The organism is Bdellovibrio bacteriovorus, from assembly GCF_025558485.1.
GTDB classification, from domain to species: domain Bacteria; phylum Bdellovibrionota; class Bdellovibrionia; order Bdellovibrionales; family Bdellovibrionaceae; genus Bdellovibrio; species Bdellovibrio bacteriovorus_G.
In genome coordinates this window covers 3,060,291-3,077,725 of sequence record NZ_CP102930.1, presented here as the reverse complement: position 1 = coordinate 3,077,725, position 17,435 = coordinate 3,060,291, and the positions used below count along the sequence as shown (strand labels likewise).

Annotated in this window: 17 protein-coding genes; 8 read left to right on the top strand and 9 right to left on the bottom strand. The window is 49.2% G+C overall.

All coding sequences use genetic code 11. The features are described 5' to 3' along the window. The first annotated feature begins 42 nt into the window (after window positions 1–42). On the top strand, window positions 43–975 hold the full coding sequence (locus EZJ49_RS15090) for a signal peptidase II (protein ID WP_262553077.1): 933 nt from the start codon (window positions 43–45) through the stop codon (window positions 973–975). On the opposite strand, the gene EZJ49_RS15085 is transcribed toward EZJ49_RS15090, so the two are convergent. From EZJ49_RS15085 to EZJ49_RS15075, 3 genes are read right to left on the bottom strand one after another with little or no spacing between them, the layout of a single operon-like run. Next, on the bottom strand, window positions 950–1,591 hold the full coding sequence (locus EZJ49_RS15085; protein ID WP_262553076.1) for an ABC transporter ATP-binding protein: 642 nt from the start codon (window positions 1,589–1,591) through the stop codon (window positions 950–952). The genes EZJ49_RS15090 and EZJ49_RS15085 overlap by 26 nt on opposite strands. After that, window positions 1,578–3,182 (bottom strand): ABC transporter permease, encoded by a 1,605-nt coding sequence (locus tag EZJ49_RS15080; RefSeq protein ID WP_262553075.1) that lies wholly within the window; start codon window positions 3,180–3,182, stop codon window positions 1,578–1,580. Before EZJ49_RS15080 ends, EZJ49_RS15085 begins: the two co-directional genes overlap by 14 nt. 6 nt (window positions 3,183–3,188) lie before the next feature. Continuing rightward, complete coding sequence (locus tag EZJ49_RS15075) at window positions 3,189–4,241, bottom strand: extracellular solute-binding protein (RefSeq protein ID WP_262553073.1); 1,053 nt, start codon at window positions 4,239–4,241, stop codon at window positions 3,189–3,191. A gap of 264 nt (window positions 4,242–4,505) precedes the next feature. On the opposite strand from EZJ49_RS15075, the gene hflX reads away from it, so the two are divergent. Next, on the top strand, window positions 4,506–5,975 hold the full coding sequence (gene hflX / locus EZJ49_RS15070) for a GTPase HflX (protein ID WP_262553071.1): 1,470 nt from the start codon (window positions 4,506–4,508) through the stop codon (window positions 5,973–5,975). On the opposite strand, the gene EZJ49_RS15065 is transcribed toward hflX, so the two are convergent. Beyond that, on the bottom strand, window positions 5,972–6,802 hold the full coding sequence (locus tag EZJ49_RS15065; RefSeq protein ID WP_262553070.1) for an exonuclease domain-containing protein: 831 nt from the start codon (window positions 6,800–6,802) through the stop codon (window positions 5,972–5,974). The genes hflX and EZJ49_RS15065 overlap by 4 nt on opposite strands. Window positions 6,803–6,911: 109 nt before the next feature. On the opposite strand from EZJ49_RS15065, the gene EZJ49_RS15060 reads away from it, so the two are divergent. Then, window positions 6,912–7,595, top strand: a complete 684-nt coding sequence (locus tag EZJ49_RS15060; RefSeq protein ID WP_262553069.1) for a TorF family putative porin — start codon at window positions 6,912–6,914, stop codon at window positions 7,593–7,595. On the opposite strand, the gene EZJ49_RS15055 is transcribed toward EZJ49_RS15060, so the two are convergent. Further along, the gene (locus EZJ49_RS15055) at window positions 7,567–8,523 is read right to left on the bottom strand and encodes a flagellar motor protein MotB (RefSeq protein WP_262553068.1); all 957 of its coding nucleotides are present in this window, start codon (window positions 8,521–8,523) and stop codon (window positions 7,567–7,569) included. The two genes, EZJ49_RS15060 and EZJ49_RS15055, sit on opposite strands and share 29 nt — an antisense overlap. 68 nt (window positions 8,524–8,591) lie before the next feature. Then, window positions 8,592–9,458 carry a flagellar motor stator protein MotA gene (motA, locus tag EZJ49_RS15050; RefSeq protein ID WP_262553067.1) on the bottom strand — a complete coding sequence of 289 codons (867 nt, stop codon included), beginning with the start codon at window positions 9,456–9,458 and terminating at the stop codon, window positions 8,592–8,594. 113 nt (window positions 9,459–9,571) lie between these two features. On the opposite strand from motA, the gene EZJ49_RS15045 reads away from it, so the two are divergent. Next, window positions 9,572–11,374, top strand: coding sequence for a protein-disulfide reductase DsbD family protein (locus tag EZJ49_RS15045; RefSeq protein WP_262553066.1), 1,803 nt, complete (start codon window positions 9,572–9,574; stop codon window positions 11,372–11,374). Window positions 11,375–11,458: 84 nt separating this feature from the next. Beyond that, entirely contained in the window at window positions 11,459–11,671 is a 213-nt protein-coding gene (locus EZJ49_RS15040; RefSeq protein ID WP_262553065.1) for a DUF2892 domain-containing protein, read from the top strand. A 6-nt stretch (window positions 11,672–11,677) separates the two neighbouring features. On the opposite strand, the gene EZJ49_RS15035 is transcribed toward EZJ49_RS15040, so the two are convergent. The 3 genes from EZJ49_RS15035 to EZJ49_RS15025 all read right to left on the bottom strand — a co-directional run bounded on the left by EZJ49_RS15035 (window position 11,678) and on the right by EZJ49_RS15025 (window position 14,504). After that, window positions 11,678–13,135 (bottom strand): methyl-accepting chemotaxis protein, encoded by a 1,458-nt coding sequence (locus EZJ49_RS15035; RefSeq protein WP_262553064.1) that lies wholly within the window; start codon window positions 13,133–13,135, stop codon window positions 11,678–11,680. A gap of 11 nt (window positions 13,136–13,146) precedes the next feature. Next, the gene (locus tag EZJ49_RS15030) at window positions 13,147–13,872 is read right to left on the bottom strand and encodes a DUF5020 domain-containing protein (RefSeq protein WP_262553063.1); all 726 of its coding nucleotides are present in this window, start codon (window positions 13,870–13,872) and stop codon (window positions 13,147–13,149) included. Between the two features lie 128 nt (window positions 13,873–14,000). Further along, complete coding sequence (locus tag EZJ49_RS15025; protein ID WP_262553062.1) at window positions 14,001–14,504, bottom strand: hypothetical protein; 504 nt, start codon at window positions 14,502–14,504, stop codon at window positions 14,001–14,003. Window positions 14,505–14,613: 109 nt separating this feature from the next. Here EZJ49_RS15025 and EZJ49_RS15020 point away from each other — a divergent pair, with 109 nt between their 5' ends. From EZJ49_RS15020 to EZJ49_RS15010, 3 genes are read left to right on the top strand one after another with little or no spacing between them, the layout of a single operon-like run. Continuing rightward, window positions 14,614–15,663 (top strand): hypothetical protein, encoded by a 1,050-nt coding sequence (locus EZJ49_RS15020; RefSeq protein ID WP_262553061.1) that lies wholly within the window; start codon window positions 14,614–14,616, stop codon window positions 15,661–15,663. After that, entirely contained in the window at window positions 15,618–16,505 is an 888-nt protein-coding gene (locus tag EZJ49_RS15015; RefSeq protein ID WP_262553060.1) for a pseudouridine synthase, read from the top strand. The genes EZJ49_RS15020 and EZJ49_RS15015 overlap by 46 nt, the downstream gene beginning before the upstream one ends. A 9-nt stretch (window positions 16,506–16,514) precedes the next feature. Beyond that, a complete protein-coding gene (locus EZJ49_RS15010; protein ID WP_262553059.1) occupies window positions 16,515–17,405 on the top strand; it encodes an EamA family transporter in 891 nt (296 codons plus the stop codon). The last annotated feature ends 30 nt before the right edge of the window (window positions 17,406–17,435 follow it).

Below are 17,435 nucleotides of genomic sequence, written 5' to 3'. Positions count from 1 at the left end.
TTTCGTTCGCAAGTCCTTGTGTGAATTGTTAGACTGAAGTGCATGAAAAAACGCGAATGGCTTATTGTAATTCTTCCTCTTCTGGCGACGTGGTCTTTGGACCGCCTCACAAAAATATGGGCCACCGGTATCACCCAGCTTAAATCTTTCGGTCCAGTGCACTTCGTTCTGCACCACAATCATGGTGCCATGTTGGGACTTTTTTCAGATCTTCCGTCAGTTTTGCGTATCGTGTCCCTGTCCACAGGGGGCGCGTTCCTTTTGGCGACCTATGCTTTGATTCAGTATCTGCTGCCTATCAAATCCCTGACCTTGCGTTCCGGACTGTCGATCCTGATCGGCGGGATCATCGGAAACGTCACCGATCGTATCGTCTGGGGCTATGTCGTCGATTTCATAGTTCTGGGTACACCGTCGCTGTCCAGTCCAGCCTTTAACGTCGCCGATGCTTTGCAGTGGCTGGGCTATGGTTTGATCGTCTATGCGATCATCCGCGAAGGCGAATTGCTGTGGCCGGAAAATAACGTGCGCAAGCAGTACTGGGTAAACATGCCCTTTCAGCTTAAGTATTGCTTCATCCTGATGGGCGTGGGTTTAAGTCTGACTTTGATCTGTTCGGTGTTTTCTTACACCTATATGCGCGTGACAATTCAGGAGTTGGTGGGGAACAACGCATTTTTATTGAATAAATTTCTGGTGCCGTTCATCATCACCTTCCTGATTATTTCAGTGGCCTTCTGTGCAATTCTGTTTGCAGTGGGACGCTTGATTTCCCACCGTATTGCCGGCCCTCTGTACGCCTTTGAAAGATTCCTGAATGAGGCATTGGAAGGAAAGAATAACGCCAACCTAAAATTGCGTGCCGGCGACGAATTCAAACATCTGGAAGAACTGGCAGAGGAAATCAACAAACGCCTGCACCAGATCAAGAAAGAACGCACCGTCAACGTTATCGAGTACTCTGAAGGCGAATAATCACATCACCCATGGCTTTGGCGCTGTCTTCGTCATGGGTCACCATCACGGTCGTTAAGTTGCGCGCCCGAATGACTTCCAGACACTGCTGCTGAACCTGTTCCCGCAAAGCCTTATCCAAACTGGAAAATGGTTCATCCATCAAAAGCACCTTGGGATCAGACGCAATCGCACGAGCAATGGCCACACGCTGCTGCTCTCCGCCAGAGATCTGATGCGGATAACGATTTTCATGCTGTTCAATACGGAAGTCCTGCAGAAGTTTTTTCAGCAACTGCTGTTTTTCGTCTTTGTTTTCACGGGTGCAGCCAAAAAGAATGTTCTTGGCAACAGTCAGATGAGGAAACAAAGCGTGTTGCTGAAATACCAACCCGATTTTTCGTTCTTGAGGAACCACAAAGGAAGCCCCTTCACCGGCAATCGCTTTTCCTCCGATCAGGATCTGACCGGATTGAGGTTCCAGGAAGCCTGCCATTAACTTCAACAATGTGGTCTTCCCACTGCCTGACGGCCCCAGCAAACAGGCGATCTTGCCCTCGGGAACTTCAAAAGAAACTCCGGCAACACCGCCGACCTTATAACGATAAGTTGCATTTTTAAGTTCAATGTTCGACATCACGCCACCTTAAACTGCGCTTTTGAATCCAGTGGAGCGCCACCACAGCCACGGTTGACATGGTAATCAGAACCAAAGAATACGGGGCCGCCTCGATATAGCGATCATCGCTGGAAAATTCAAACGCCGCCACCGCCAAAGTTTTCACATCAAAAGGACGAAGGATCAAAGTCGCCGGAAGCTCTTTGACCGTATCCAAAAACACCACAATAAATGCCGTACACAAAGACAGCATCATCAATGGGACATGCACACGAAAAATCGTGGCAAACTTGCCTTTCCCCAACGATGCCGCGGCCATGTCGATTTCTTCCGGAATGCGCAACATCCCGCTGTGTAAGGGACTGTAAGCCGTCGCCATAAAACGCACGGTGTAGGCAATCAAAAGACCAGCGATACTTCCGGTGATAATCCAAGTGGAACCGGTAAAATTACGAAGCCAGCCAAAAAGCATCATCAAACCCACCGCAACCACAGCTCCCGGAATGGCGTATCCCAGATTCGCCATCAGCGTCACCAGACGCAACCACTGGGCATGGAAACGTTCAGCACAAACCATGATAAACGCCACCAAGCAGGCCAGCACCCCTGTGAAAACACCCAGTCGAATGCTTTGCCACAGATAATCTGCCAAAGATTCCATGAAGGCCCAGGACGTGGAATAGAAGATCAGACGAATCAGGATAGCCACAGGCAAAACAAAGCCCGCAGTCACCGGCAGCAAACAGGCGATAAAGGCGGCAAAGTTGGAAACACCTTTTAAGGAAACTTTTTCCGCCGTCTGCTGTGCGCGCAAAGAACTGTAGCGCATTCCCCGGCGTCCCAGAGCTTCCACACCCATTAAAATAAAAACAAAAATCAAAAGCAACCCTGCCAGTCGCGCGGCGACCAGAGGCTCACTCATAAAGAACCAGCTGCGATAGATCCCGGCGCTGACGGTCTGTACTCCCAGCACGGACACCGTTCCAATGTCGGCGATGGCCTCCATCAAAGACAAAGCCACACCTGTGGCTATAAATGGTCGCGCCGCAGGCAAGGCGATTCTTCGGAAAATTTGCGCAGGATAAGCCCCCAAAGTCGCCGCCGCTTCCCACCACTCACGAGGTTGAGACAAGAAAGCCGTGCGCGCCAGAAGATAAACGTAAGGAGTCGTTGAAATACCCAGCACCCAGATGGCTCCCCCAAGACTGCGGAATTCCGGGAACCAGTAATCACCACGGGACCACTGCATCCATTCGCGCATCAGAGACTGCACAGGACCTGCGTATTCAAAAAGCCATCCATAAGAATAAGCGGAAATATAAGCCGGAACCGCCAAAGGAAGAATCATTCCCCATTCCAGCCAACGGCGGCCCGTGAATGAAAACTGTGACGTCAACCAAGCCGCCGTCACACCAAAAACAGAACAGATCGTGGCAACACCCAGACACAAACCAATGGTTTGCCACACATAGGAACTTAAAAGAGTTTCAATAACATGCTGCCAGCTTTCCGCCGTTTCAGGGGAAAAAGGCAACAGCCAGGCCGTTAGCACCAGCAACAGAGGTGCTATACACAAAGACGCAATAAGAACGGCCAGAAATCTCAGCACTGAAAATTACTTCCAGCCAGCCTTGTCTGCAATACGAGTCGCATCCTTGCTGTGAGTGGCCCAAACAGACAAGTTGGTGCCTTCATTTTTGAACGGCCCCCAGGCAGCCAGAACCGCATCAGCTTTCACCAGCGGATTCACCGGGAATTCTTTATTGGCAGCCGCATAGATGTTTTGCGCATGATCACCGCTTAGGAACTCAAGAAGCTTTTGTGCGTTCTTGACGTTTTTACTGGTTTTCAAAATACCACCACCGCTGATATTCACGTGCGCACCAGTCAAATCTCCTTTACCCGCTTTTTGATTCGGGAAGAAGATACCCACTTTCTGCGCCACCAATTTGTCTTCAGGAAGATCAGACGTCATCATACGACCATAGTAGTAGCTGTTCGCAATCGCCAGCTTCGCTTCGCCAGCCGCCACGGCCTTCAGCTGATCAGAATCCCCACCTTGCGGCTTACGAGCCAGATTCGCCACAAAACCATCCGCCCACTTCTGTGCATTCTTCGCACCGTGAACAGCCACGATATTTGCCAGCAAAGACTGATTGTAAGGGTGAGCTGAAGAGCGAGTCAGAATTTCACCTTTCCAGCGGGCGCTGGCAAGATCCTCGTAAGTGGAAAGATCTTCAGGCTTTACCTTTTCCTTGTTGTAGAAAATTGCGCGAACACGTTTGCTTAACGCAAACCATTGACTGTCCTTGTCGCGATAAATTGCGGGAACATTTTTTTCCAACACCGTGGATTTAACAGGAGCAAAAAGCCCCTTATCCTTGGCAATCGTCAAATTAGCGACATCCACCGTGATCAAAAGATCCGCCGGACTGGCAACGCCTTCAGATTCAAGACGCGCAATCAACTTCGGAGCATCATCAGAAAGAAATTTAACCGCGATCCCGGTTTCCTTGGTGAACTGGTCAAAGATCGGCTTGATAAGCTCTTCTTTACGCGCAGAATAAACAACGATCTCTTCCTTCACCGCATCCGCAGCCAAAGAAGAAGATGCAGAGAACACCCCTGCCAACAGCAAAATTGCATTCAAAATCAGTTTTGGTGACATGAAAGATCCTTTCAATTTTGAGGCAACCTATCCCAAGAGGCCCAGAGGCGCAAAAGAATGCCGGAAAATCAGGAAAATGAAAGGCTAAAGATAATCCCCAGATGGGTTTTATCCATCTCTCGGAAGCCTTCCTAAACCTCACATTATTTTCAGCCGCAATTCTTGGTATTTGTTACACCCTTCTTTGCTATCGCACCCGATCCTGACCGGGGTATTCAAGGGGTTTCGCTGGCTTTTCCAAAGGCCTGTGCTATACCGTTCGGCATGAATGAAACAAAACCTCTGAAGGCAGTCCTTGTCGGTATCCAAACATCCCGCACCACCTATGAAGAAACTCAGGAATCTTTGACGGAGCTTTCACGTCTGGTCACCACACTGGGCTATGAGGTCGTCGGGCAAATGTCCCAACGTCGTACTTCCACCAAAACGGCCACAGTCCTCGGGGACGGCAAGCTGATGGAACTGGCAGAGTGGACTGGTGGCACCGGAAAAGTTGCGCCTTCTTTCGTAAAGAAAAAACACAAGGCCGCCTTGAAATTTAGCAAAAACAAAGAGGATGAAGACGACGATCTTTTTGGTGACAACGTCGAGGAAATCTTTGACGAAGAACAAGGTGCTGAGGATCTGGATACTTCTGCTGACACGGCACCGAAGGAAACCGCCGAAGTGATTGTCTTTGACTGTGACCTGTCCCCTTCACAACTAAAACTTGTTGAAAGTGCCACAAGCGCCAAGGTTTTGGATCGCACGGGTGTGATCATTGAGATCTTCAGCCGCCATGCGCGCACGAAAGCTGCCCGTTCACAGGTCGAAATCGCCCGTCTTAAATACGTGGCCCCACGCATGCGCGAAGCCTTGGGGGATGATGATCGTCAGGGTGGTGGCGGTAAAGGTGCCGGGGAAACCAGCATCGAGCTGGATCGTCGTAAAATTCGTGACCGTATTAAAGAACTTAAGCAGGAACTGGCCGCTGTCTCCCAAGAACTTGACCAGCGCCGCGCCCGTCGTGATCAGGAAATCTCTGTCGCACTGGTGGGTTATACCAATGCCGGGAAGTCCTCTTTGATGCGTGCTTTGACAGGCAGTGAGGTCTTGGTGGCGGACAAACTATTTGCCACGCTGGATACCACCGTTCGTCTGTTGTATCCGGAAACTCGCCCCCGTATTCTGATTTCCGATACCGTTGGTTTCATCAAAAAACTTCCGCACGATCTGGTGGCTTCGTTTAAATCCACTTTGGATGAAGCAGCCAATGCTTCGCTGTTGCTTTACACCGTGGACTGCTCTGATCCCACCTTCAGGTCTCAGCTGGAGGTCACTCGCACAGTGTTGGCGGAAGTCGGCGCAGCTGATTTGCCAAGTCTATTGATTTTCAATAAACGCGACCGTCTAAGCACAGAACAGGAAGCTGAGCTGGCGAAAGAATTCCCAACAGCTCACTTTATGTCAGCAAAAAATCCTGACGACGTCACTGATCTGCGCGCCAAGCTGGTCAAACACTTTGAAGAGGAAATGATCGAGGAAGACGTTCTGATTCCTTACACCACTCAGGGTGCTATCGGGGAGATCCGCAGCAAAATGCGCGTGCTTTCAGAAAACTACGAAGGCAACGGTGTCGTGCTAAAAATCCGTGCACACAAACAGGATCTGGAACAGATGAAAGAACGCTTTGACCTGATCCCGGGCAAAAACAAAAAGAAAGCCAAACTAAGCTGGAATATCGACGAAGATTAAAGCCACAGGATCTGTGCGTCGCTGATTCTGTTTAAATAATATCTTTTGTGCGCCTGATCCTTGTGGCAGAAGGCGTACAGATAATCCCCGTCAGGATTACGAACAATGCCGATCGGCGTGACCCGGCGGGTTTCACCTTTGTTGGAACCACCTTCATAAGACATATCAACGTCTTTTTTGGTCTGAATAGCCTCAATCAAGGTTTTGATCTGAACAGAGGTCAGTGCGTTGATAGAATAATCTTTCCACATCAAGGACTTCCCCTGGCTTTTAATAGCACCAGCCAATGTCATCTGTGCGCCCATCTTTTCAAAACAAGCCAGCCCCACATGCAAACAAGCTTTGGCATCGTCATAGGCCCGGTGAGCCTGACCGCCGTCAATGCCCAGATGCTTCACCAAAGTTTGCAGCTTGTGATTGTCCACGCCGTGAATCCACTTTCTGGACAACAAGCTGGTGCATAATGCCGGTTCAGGCAAGGCCGGCAGAAATGCCTTTTCAAAATCAATTGCCATGAAACCCAAATCAAAAGGCGCATGGTGAGCCATGACGACGGCCCCTTTGAAAAACTCGTGGATTTCCTGAATCTTTTCAGAAATCAGTGGTGCTTCCTTAACCATGTCGTTGGTGATGCCATGAATGCCGATGATAAAATCACTCATCAGCTCGCGCGGTTTGAACAGGAACTGCAAACGGCCGACCTCTTCGCCCTTGTACCATTTCACGGCCCCGAACTCGACCACGTCAAATCCGACCGGATAAGCCCCGCTGGTTTCAGTATCAAAGGCAACGTATGTGTATTCATTTAATGGCAAATCAAGGTTCATAGCGGGCCAATCTACCCGTCCTTGGGCTTTTGGTCCAGTTCCCGTTGCAGGGTCCCTGCGAAAACTTTGTTTTTCCTGATTCTTTAAGTCACAATGAGACGAACTATCTATGCGAAGATACATTGCTTTTACCATTATTCTGTTGAGCACTTTGGGGGCCTTAACCTCCAAGGCAAGCACGTCCCCCACGTTCGATCTTTCCGGAGACGTGAGTCTGCTTTCCCATTATGTGGAATACGGCTTGTCGCAGTCAGATCACTCCCCGGCTCTGCAAGGGTCCTTCTGGTTTAACTTTGGTTCACAATTCCGTCTGGGTGTGTGGGGTTCCAACACCAACTACGAGCATGGTGACGATCATTTCAATCTGCGCCTGAATGCGGATATCAAAGTGGACTTTTCCCCCAATACCAATCTGGCTATTGGTTACAGTGAAAGCCAGTTTTACAATGGCGGCGATCACAACGGAAATATCCTAAGCCTGCACCTGCATTTGTGGAAATCTCGCATCATGTACGATGCCCTTTCCAATTGGGAAGCCAGCAAAGAACGCTCAGCGCGTTTTGCTTTTGGCAATACCATGGATGTTTTTGGCAACTGGAAATGGGATAACGAAGTCGGTTACAACACGCCGGAAGTGGATTCCATCAATCCTTACTTCGATGCCCGCACAGGGTTGGGACGAAAATGGGGTGTGATCTTCTTTGAAGGAGCTCTCACCGGAACCAGTGAAAGCTCTCAATTTGACGGTGCTGGGGATTACTTCTTTATTCTGTCTGCGAAGACGGAGCTGTAAAGCCCGCTTCCTCTTTCAGATCCTGATCCACTTGTTTTTGCAGATCCGGTTTTTCCGCTTTCTTGCGGTTGCTGATCTGATTTACAAAGCTATCATACACAGACATATCCACACGGGAAGGTCCAAATAGCGTATCCAGCTTACGGGGTTTTCTGCCGTCAGAAGTGATTTCCTTCTGGGCAATTTTCACACGGATAAAGCCCACCAGCTTGGCCGGGTCCACTTCACCGCGTTTTTCTTTGACGTTGATACCGCCGGAAACATTCACTGTGTTGCTTTCCAAAGAAGCCAGAATCTTGTTACGAACAATATCATAACGTTCCGCCGCCACTTTGTTGGCCGTCATCAGGCTGGCATCAGGAACCGCCTGCACAAACAAACCGGAGGTCAGTTTGATATTGGCATCCTTCAACCCGGTTGTAATGCCCTTGATTTTATCCATGACCTTCACAAAGTTTGCATTCGGAGTGGCCGAGCCACGTTCAAACAACATGTAATCAGGAATATCAAAGTCATAACCTTCCGGAGTTACCGTGACGTTCTTTGCAACATCATTCATCTGATCCGCCAGATATGCCGCCACCACTTTGGTGGAACCCATATCCAGCAAGTTCGGTGTCTTGTCTGCCGGCTCCATAAAACTTTGAAAAGCCTTCAAAGGTTCGTTCAGAATATCCAGAAAAAGTTTTTCAAGAGTGATTTCCGCACCGAAGTTCTGGAAGTTGTATTCAATAACAGACGGTGTGGAGAAATAATCAGAAACCGCTTTCTTGGTTTCTTCAGATTGCCCCACCAGCCACATAACCAGGAAGAACGCCATCAACGCCGTCATAAAGTCGGCCAAGGCCACCTTCCAGGAACCCCCGTGGTGACCGCCGCCCGATACGATAACTTTTTTGATGACTATCGTCTGTTTCTTTTCTGCCATAGTTTAGTTCCAGTCCAGTTGCGAGGGCCCCGCCCTCTCCGCATCCTCGGCGTGGCCGACCCAGCCGGTTACGCAGCTTTCTTAATTTCTTTTGTTGCCTTGTCGATCTCTTCAAAAGAAGGTCTTTCTTCCGGCATGATGGAACGACGTGCGTATTCCACACATACAATCGGTGGCGCACCTCTTTGCAAAGCCACCATCGCAGCTTTGATACACTGAAGGTATCGGCCTTCGGAATCGATATCAGCTCCCATCTTCGTTGCTGTCGGACCAATCAGACCGTAAGCTCCGAAAACCCCTAACATCGTTCCAACAAGGGCACCGGCAACCAAGGCACCGATCTTTTCAACCCCTTCAGTCAAGTGTCCCATCGTTTTTACGATACCCAAAACCGCGGCAACGATACCCAAACCCGGGAAACCGTCAGCCACTGTTTGCACGGCGTGAACCGCCATGTGTTCTTCGTGGTGAATCGCTTTAATATCCGCATCCAAAAGATCATCCACATCGTACGGTGACATCTCTGCTGACAAAGTGATTTTCATCGTGTCACACAGGAAGTGAACTGCGTGGTGATTGTGCATGAAGCTGGGATAAGCTTTAAAGATGTCGCTTTTATCCGGTTCCTCGATGTGTTTCTCAATCCCCTGCGGCCCTTCTTTTCTGAAGGCCTGGAAAAGCTGGAACATCATCTGCAACAGTTCCACATAATCCTGCTTCTGAGGTCCCTTGGCCGTCATGGCTTTGATACTCATCTTGAAACCGGCTTTGATAATCTTCATCGGGTTGGCAATGATGTACGCTCCCAATGCCGCGCCCCCGATAATCATTAATTCGAGCGGAGCCGCTTTGAGGATCACGGACATATGACCACCTGCTAACAGGAAGCCCCCGAAGACCATCACAAATACGACGATAATACCTACAAAACCCATAAGTTATGACCTCTCAGTTTCTCTATCGGAGCGAACTGTGTTAATATTGAGGCAGTCGCAAATAAACTTGCCCATGGTCCGGAGTCGGACTAAGACGGGTTTAGAGGAAAATCATGAGATTCAGCCTGTTTTACGTTGTAGTTCTAATTCTCTCTTTATTCGCAAGTCCTAAGTCCTGGGCCGCTGATCCAAACGACACCGATCCTTTGCTGGCAGAGACCAAAGTCCTTCCCTATGAATGGAGCCCCGGTCAGGGCGGCAGCATCGAAATCAAAATGAAACTGCCGGCTGGTTATCATGCTTACGAGGATAAGTTCAGCGTGGTGATTCTGGAACCGGACGGATTCAAGGTTGCACCGTTTAAGATCGAACCGCTGATCACATGGAATGATAAATTCTCGAAAAAAATGCGCTCTGGAATGGAAAACGAAGCGACCTTAACGGCGCATATTGAGGCACCTCACCGTTTTCTGAAACGTCATACAAAAATGAAAATGGAACTGACCTATCAGGCCTGCTCGGATCAGTTCTGTCTGTTTCCGACGGTAAAAGCTCTTGAGGTTCCCATTACCGTCACTCAAGTCGAAGGTGAATCGCAAATCATGGAAGCCGATGTGCAACCAACTGTTGCACCCACATCCTTCTTCGGCACCGATAATTTCCAGAAGTACCTAAGTTCCAGCATGTGGGCTGGATTGATCTTTGTATTCTTTGCGGGGATTTTCACCAGCTTCACTCCGTGCATCTTCCCGATGATTCCGATCACACTGGCGGTGCTGGGAAATCATTCCAACGAACGCACCCGTTTGCAAAATTTCTTCACCAGTTGCGTGTATGTTCTGGGTATCGCGACAACTTATTCCCTTCTGGGGCTGGTTGCGGCATCCAGTGGCGGCATCTTTGGTGCCAGCCTGGGGAATCCCTATGTGCTGTCTGTGATCTGCGTGATCTTCCTGGCGATGGCGCTTTCCATGTACGGTCTTTATGACCTGCAGGTCCCAGCATTCCTGCGCAACAAGTTCGGACGCGGCACTCAGAAAAAAGGCATCGTGGGTGTCTATCTGACCGGACTGTTCGCTGGTATCGTGGCCAGTCCCTGCGTAGGCCCGGTGCTTGTGGCGATTTTGACTTATGTAGCCTCCACTCAGAATAAAATGCTCGGATTCATTTACCTGTTCGTCTATGCCCTGGGCCTGGGATTGATCTTTATCGCCCTGGGACTTTTCAATCAGTTGGCGAAAGCTTTACCAAGATCCGGCGCTTGGATGAATGCTTTCAAATTTATTCTGGGCACACTGATGCTGTCAGCCTTCTATTATTATCTGGAACTGCTTCTGCCGGATCGTTGGTTTGATGGGGCTTTGGCAGTGGGTTTGATCGTTCTGGCCAGTGTATATGGAGCTTTCCTGACCACAAAAGGGAAGTCCACTTTACAGCACATCCAAAAAGGTCTGATGCAATCTGTTTTGGTTGTGGGTATCGGATACATGGTGATCGCTGCGTTTGATCTGCGCCCTTATATCCGCAGTCAGATGATGGGTACAGCCAGTATCAATCAGATTCAGAAACTGAACTGGCAGCCTTATTCGGAAGCCTTGCTGGCCCAGGCCGCAAAAGATCAAAAACCTGTTATCATCGACTTCTGGGCGGACTGGTGTGCCGCCTGCCACGAACTGGAAGAACAGACCTTCACCGATGCTCGCGTGCGCGCGCTGTCGGAAAAGTTCGTGATGCTGAAGTTCGACGCGACCAAGGATTCCGCTGAACTGAAAGAGCTGAAAAAGAAGTACAACATCCAGGGCCTGCCAACCGTGGTCTTTATCAATCCGCACGGCATGTGGATTGACGCTCTGACATTGACCCAGTTTGAAAAAGCTCCGGACTTTGTCAAGCGCATGGAAAAAGCAATTCAATAGACTTTCTACCGGGGTACTATGTCCTGGGTCATAATCGTAGCGGCCTCTTTGGGGTTATAATAAACCCATGTAAAGGAGGCCTTTATGTCTGTCTTTCAAAGAAACGAAGGCTCAATAGATCGAACTTTAAGAATTGTAGCGGGACTGATTCTGGTCAGTCTGGCTTTCATCGGCCCTGCGAATCCGTGGTTCCTGCTTGGTGCCATTCCTCTGGTGACAGGCTTGATCGGCTGGTGTCCTGCCTATCAAATCTTTGGCATGAACACCTGTCGTTATAAAAAGATCATGAAGATGTAGGCTGGGTTAAGCCCCCAGCACTTCATCACTTAAAATACGCACCTGGCTTTGCAGCTCTTGGGCACGATGCTCGATTTCCCCGGCAGTGGCGGCGATTTCTTCTGAAGACGCCGCATTGCTTTGGGATGCCTGATCCAGTTGATTCATGGCCTTGCTGATCTGAGAAATCCCCAACGACTGCTCGTTACTGGCCTGAGCAATTTCCTTATTCAGCGTCACCACTTTATTGACCGATGAAACAATACGCGACAACACCTGACCCGAGTTATCTGCAATCGTGCTGCCCTGTTCTGTGCGGGTGACACTTTCCTTGATAAGCCCGTTGATTTCCTTGGCAGCCGAGGCGGATCTTTGCGCCAGCGCACGCACGGCTTCAGCCACCACGGCAAAACCTTTCCCCTGCTCTCCGGCACGGGCAGCCTCCACAGCTGCGTTCAAGGCCAGCAAATTCGTCTGAAAGGCGATGTCATCAATGACATGAATGATCTCTTCAATTTTCTTGGAGTCCTGGGAAATCAAACGCATGCTTTGAATCAAGGCGCTGATTTCACCTTCACCCTCTTGCGCGACAGAAGAGGAATCATCAGCCAGATTGGATGCTTCCTTGGCATTTTCAGAGTTGCGACTGACCATGGAGGTCAGTTCCTCCAAAGAGGCCACGGTTTCTTCCAACGAAGCGGCCGCCTCGGTGGAGGACGTTGATAAAGCCTGTCCTGCCAAAGACAGCTGAGAAATCGCACCGGATACATTCTGACTGATAGAGGTCAGGGCCTCCACAACTCTGCCCACAGAGCCGGAAACACGATTGGCAATCAGGAACATGATCGCAAACAGAATCAACGAGGACCCCACAGCCATTCCCACAATCAAAGTGGCCTTTTGAGCCCGCTCTGTCTTTTGAATTTCATTGTTGGCTTTACTGACGGCCGTGTACATCTCGTAGATTTTTGTGATGGTGTGATCAATCTGAATCTGCAACACCTGCCAAGGGCCACCGTTATCCACCAGACTTAAAACGAAATCAAAATCCTGCGGAGTCCCCTTCAGCAAAGCCGCCCGAACCTGTGCGGTGTATTCCAGATACTTGGGATAATTGTCTTTCATCGCGCGAAAAGCCTCGGCCTCTCCATCGATGTAGCTTTGCTTCATGTATTCGTCCATCGCGGCCTTGTAGGATTCCACCGAGCGATCCAAAAGCCCCACGAAGTTCTGACGATTCTTTTCATTGTCTTTATTAGCCAAAGCCGCAAAGGTAAAGTACCCAATGTTGGCGCGGTTCAGATTGATCTGCCCCAGCAGGCGAATGTTCGGCACATACACTTCATAGGATTCATTCAGCATGTTTCCAATGCGCGAAAATCCCTGAAAGCTAATGACCGCTGTCAAAGACAACGCCACCAACGGCAAAAGTGAAACCCCCAGCAGCTTCCCGCGCAGTCCTTTAAATACAGAGCCGATATTCATGTGATTCCCTTTTAGAAGTTCCAAAGAAGTTTGGCCTGAGGCACATTTTCATTCAGACCGTCGATGCCGTACTTATTGCTCCAGTACTTGTATTCCAAACCGATTTTCAAAGGCACTTTCTGCGCTGTTTTCCGGCTCAGGTCATAAAGCACGTTCGCCTGAATATGGACGTTGTCTTTCAGGGTGTCCTCGGCCCCTGCCCAGTCCAAAAAACCCGAAAATTCAAACGGCACGGAATCCCCGCCAAAACGCTTCAGCCACACCACGGTGAACTGCCCGGTGTGACCATCAATGCCCATGGCATCGCGATACAGGAACTGCGTGGCCAGATAATCAAAACCGATGTCTTTCCATTCAAAAGTCACCCCCGCCAGATTCACCCGACGTGAGGGCCCTTGGGGGATTTCAAAATTCAATTGAAGCAAAACATCCTTAAGGAAGGATTCCGGTGGGGTAAAGACACCCATTTTTCCAAAACTGAAAGCGGGGGAAAACTCTCCGTAATAAGATGTGCTGCTTTCAGTATCCGGACTGGTGATATCGAAGAAAAAGAAATTGGTGCCATAGTCCCACTGGCTGAGATGCTCAAATGTCACCACGGTCGCAGAGTAGGAAATATCACCGGGCTTCTTATAAGAAGCCCCATGCAGGAACTGCATGTTGGTCTGGGACCAATTAGCGGCATAAGTTGTTGATGATAGAATCAGAACGCAAAATGTAATTATGTTTTTAAGCATGCCTAATTAGATTAGACATTCCATTGATTCCAAAACAACTCGCATTCACTTTTCCATTCGGAAGTACTGTTCGTAATTGGCAGGCCGGACAAAGGGCCTGTAATACAGACCCTTGTTTGCCGAAAGGACTAAAGACGCTTCAAGCGGGCGATTTCCATTTTGGCTTCATTCAAAGCAGCCTGGCTGGCGATCATCTGGGCTTCTTTTTCCGCCAGAAGTTTTTGCAGATGATTCATGCGAACTTCAAAACTTTTGATGACGTTGTTATGACGATCCACCATTTCCTGAACTTTCAGGTCAAAGCTTTTGCGTTCATTCACTCGCTGGTTCAGTTGCGTGATCTTTTGACCGGCTTCTGTGGCAAGGCCGTTATGGCTTTGCTCCAGACGGTTCAAAAGATGGTGCTGCTTTTCAAATTTAATGTTGGACGTTTTGATCAGCTCATTCACGGTCGCAACAACTTTGTTCAGTTGGTCCGCCAAAGCCTGGTTTTGAGCTTTCAGTTCAAAAATCTGGCGGTCTGTATTCAAGTAGCTGTTCGGAGCTGTCCCCATGGCAGAAACGCTGTCCATAGCGGAACTCTTGGCCACTTTCTTTTCCCCAAACAATTCTGGATTCAATTCTTTATGCATAATCGGGCCCCTCCGTAGGACTTAAAAAATTCTGCATTCCCAGTATATTTTCTCTGGACTAAAAATTCAAATGTTCATACTTTAGGGCCGACATACAGAGAGGGGAAAAATGCTAAAAGTTGGACAGCTTTTGAAGTTTGTTTCTGATTTAAATCCGCAGAACACTCCGACGCGTCTGTCTTTTTTCAATTTCCTTCGTGGTTTTCCTCATCCCGAAGACGTTCTGACTCCAGAATTGATCGAAATGTTCTTCAATTACTGCATGGATTACCCGCACTGGGCTTCCAATAAGCAGCAATTGGGACACGAAGTTCAGTTCCTTCTGGAAAACTTCAACGGTTTTTACCAGCAAAAATTCGACCTCTCCCCGATCCGCTTCCCGCAAACAATGCAGCTCATCGAGATCGAACATTTCTCCGACCTCGTTGACGCAGTGAGTTCATACATTAAGACCCAATGCGCCGAAGGTGAGAAGTTCCGCATCCTTCCGGACCAGAACAAACGGGCGGTGGCGATCGTCCTTCGTGATGACAAGTCCCTGGAAGTGCGCACTTTTGATCGCAAGTTCACAATCCGCAACGGTCTTTTGGAGCCTTTGCGCAAAGATCTGGTGCTTTATTACTCTCCGGAACTGGAACTAAGTTCCCAGCATACTCATAAAATTGAGGTGGCTCCTTACATCACGGCCCAGTTCCGTGTTCAAAACGACAAGGTCACGGGCTCCCTTTTAAGAGGTTATGTCTTCCAAAAGCTGCTTGAAATGAAGAACGAGCCGCTACAGGAACAAACCCGTCTTTTGTTCCCGATCAAGCGCCTGGAGCAGTTCTTTGTCGATCGTCGTACCGACCCTTACTATCAGGATCTGGTCAGCCAGTTGGAACGAACCTGCGCTTTAATTCAACAGGGTGATTCTGAAGCCCTGAAATGGTCGTCTATTGTCCTTTCCAAGGCGGAAACGGCCGTGGATAACGTGTTTTTGGGAGACAAGCTCATGACTCTGCTGGCTCGCGACCTTCGCCATGCCATTGCCGAGTACAACCGCAAGAATATCTCCTCTTCCGGCCTCAGTAGTGATATATTGATCGCTCAACAATTACCTGAGGCTGATGAAGAATGTCTGAAAATAACTCCGCTGAAAGAGTTCGACTTAATAAACTAATTGCTGACAGTGGCCTGGCATCCCGTCGTCATGCAGACCGCATGATCGAAGAGGGGCAAGTGACTGTAAACGGTAAACGCGTTTACGAGTTGGGTGTCAAAGTAGATCCTCAAAACGACCGTATTTTGGTTGACGGCAAGCCTTTGCGCAAACCTCTGACTCAGAAAATCTATGCCATTCTGAACAAACCCACAGGCGTGTTGACCACGATGGAAGATCCTTTGGATCGTCCGACCGTGGCCGAATACCTGGCAGATATTCCCGTGCGCGTATTCCCAGTGGGTCGTCTGGACTGGGATTCCGAAGGCATGCTGCTTTTGACCAATGATGGTGATTTCGCCAACAAGGTCATGCATCCGAAAGCGGAAGTAACCAAAACATATCTTGTAAAACTTAGCGGCAAACCGGAACCCGTGCAGCTGGATAAACTGCGCAAGGGTGTTTCCATCGTGGGCGGCCGCGTGTCTGCCCGTCACATTGAAAAAGTCAAAAAAACCGGCGAGAACAAATCTGAAAAATACGAATGGTACAAGATCGTGATCACGGAAGGTAAAAACCGTCAGATCCGCCAGATGTTCGCGAAGATCGGTTTTGATGTGATGAGACTTCAGCGCGTGGCAATCGGTCGCCTGCGTATGGGTGCCATCAAAACCGGTGAGCTGGCTTACCTGAATGAAGCCGCTGCTCAACGTGTGTTCCTTGCTGACGATCCGGAAGAAGTAAAAACAAAGCGCACCTACAAGGGGCGCACAGCTTCCATCAAAAAGACGGCAAAACCGGCTTCCAAAGTGAAGACTACCAAAAAACCAAGCAAATATAAAAACGGCCAAAGAGTTAAATAAGCCTTACTTATGAAAAATATAAACCCACGTCTTCGCGGAACTATTGAAATATCCCTGGCGAGCGTGGGTTTTGGCTTTTTAGGGGTCTTCGGAAAATGGGGCTTTGATTCCGGCTTGTCAGTCGGCGAGGTGCTTTCCTATCGCTTCACTCTGGCCGCGGTGTTGATGTGGATCGGCTTGCTGCTGTTCCGCCCCTCCTGGGTGCGCCTGAATCTGCGCCAGACCGTAATAGCGGCATTGCTGGGAATCTTTGGTTATGCCTTCTTTTCCACTTTGTACTTCACGGCCGTTCAGGGCCTCAGCGTCACCTTGGCGGCTCTGCTACTTTACACTTACCCGTTCTGGGTGAATATCTTTTCGCACTTCTTTACTGAAGACAAAATTTCCCGTCGCGAGGCTTTGTGTCTGCTCGCAGCCTCCGGTGGTTTGGTTCTGCTTTTATGGGGACATATCGAAGTTAAAAACATCTGGGCCATCGGTGCCGGGCTGGCTTCCGCCATCAGCTATGCGATCTATGTTTTACTTTCCGGACGCCTACAAAAAAATGTTCGGCCGATTTCCTCGTCCCTGTATGTAATTACCTTCGGTGCACTGGCGTTGTCGTTGTTTCATCATCCGCACTTTTCAGCGATTCAAAACCTTTCCAACATTCAGGCTTCCAGCATTTTAGGTCTGGCCTTGGTCTGCACGATCATCCCCCTGACCTTTGAACTGGCAGCACTGCAAAAACTAAAAAGCACCGAAGTCGCCTTACTGATGATGATTGAACCCATCACCGCAGCAATCATGGGAGCCGTCATCTTTAAAGAATCCCTAAGCCCCATTCAAATCCTGGGGGCACTGGTGATCGGTGCGGCTCTGGTCATCAACACGACTTCTCTCAAAACGAGACAAAGCTAAGTTTCAAACCGTTTTAAATACGCAATCTAG

Excerpts from the sequence above, each read along its gene's own strand:
- EZJ49_RS15090 (WP_262553077.1), top strand. The coding sequence starts at position 43 with ATGAAAAAACGCGAATGGCTTATTGTAATTCTTCCTCTTCTGGCGACG.
- EZJ49_RS15085 (WP_262553076.1), bottom strand. The coding sequence starts at position 1,591 with ATGTCGAACATTGAACTTAAAAATGCAACTTATCGTTATAAGGTCGGC.
- EZJ49_RS15075 (WP_262553073.1), bottom strand. The coding sequence starts at position 4,241 with ATGTCACCAAAACTGATTTTGAATGCAATTTTGCTGTTGGCAGGGGTG.
- hflX (WP_262553071.1), top strand. The coding sequence starts at position 4,506 with ATGAATGAAACAAAACCTCTGAAGGCAGTCCTTGTCGGTATCCAAACA.
- EZJ49_RS15065 (WP_262553070.1), bottom strand. The coding sequence starts at position 6,802 with ATGAACCTTGATTTGCCATTAAATGAATACACATACGTTGCCTTTGAT.
- EZJ49_RS15060 (WP_262553069.1), top strand. The coding sequence starts at position 6,912 with ATGCGAAGATACATTGCTTTTACCATTATTCTGTTGAGCACTTTGGGG.
- EZJ49_RS15055 (WP_262553068.1), bottom strand. The coding sequence starts at position 8,523 with ATGGCAGAAAAGAAACAGACGATAGTCATCAAAAAAGTTATCGTATCG.
- motA (WP_262553067.1), bottom strand. The coding sequence starts at position 9,458 with ATGGGTTTTGTAGGTATTATCGTCGTATTTGTGATGGTCTTCGGGGGC.
- EZJ49_RS15045 (WP_262553066.1), top strand. The coding sequence starts at position 9,572 with ATGAGATTCAGCCTGTTTTACGTTGTAGTTCTAATTCTCTCTTTATTC.
- EZJ49_RS15040 (WP_262553065.1), top strand. The coding sequence starts at position 11,459 with ATGTCTGTCTTTCAAAGAAACGAAGGCTCAATAGATCGAACTTTAAGA.
- EZJ49_RS15035 (WP_262553064.1), bottom strand. The coding sequence starts at position 13,135 with ATGAATATCGGCTCTGTATTTAAAGGACTGCGCGGGAAGCTGCTGGGG.
- EZJ49_RS15030 (WP_262553063.1), bottom strand. The coding sequence starts at position 13,872 with ATGCTTAAAAACATAATTACATTTTGCGTTCTGATTCTATCATCAACA.
- EZJ49_RS15025 (WP_262553062.1), bottom strand. The coding sequence starts at position 14,504 with ATGCATAAAGAATTGAATCCAGAATTGTTTGGGGAAAAGAAAGTGGCC.
- EZJ49_RS15020 (WP_262553061.1), top strand. The coding sequence starts at position 14,614 with ATGCTAAAAGTTGGACAGCTTTTGAAGTTTGTTTCTGATTTAAATCCG.
- EZJ49_RS15015 (WP_262553060.1), top strand. The coding sequence starts at position 15,618 with ATGTCTGAAAATAACTCCGCTGAAAGAGTTCGACTTAATAAACTAATT.
- EZJ49_RS15010 (WP_262553059.1), top strand. The coding sequence starts at position 16,515 with ATGAAAAATATAAACCCACGTCTTCGCGGAACTATTGAAATATCCCTG.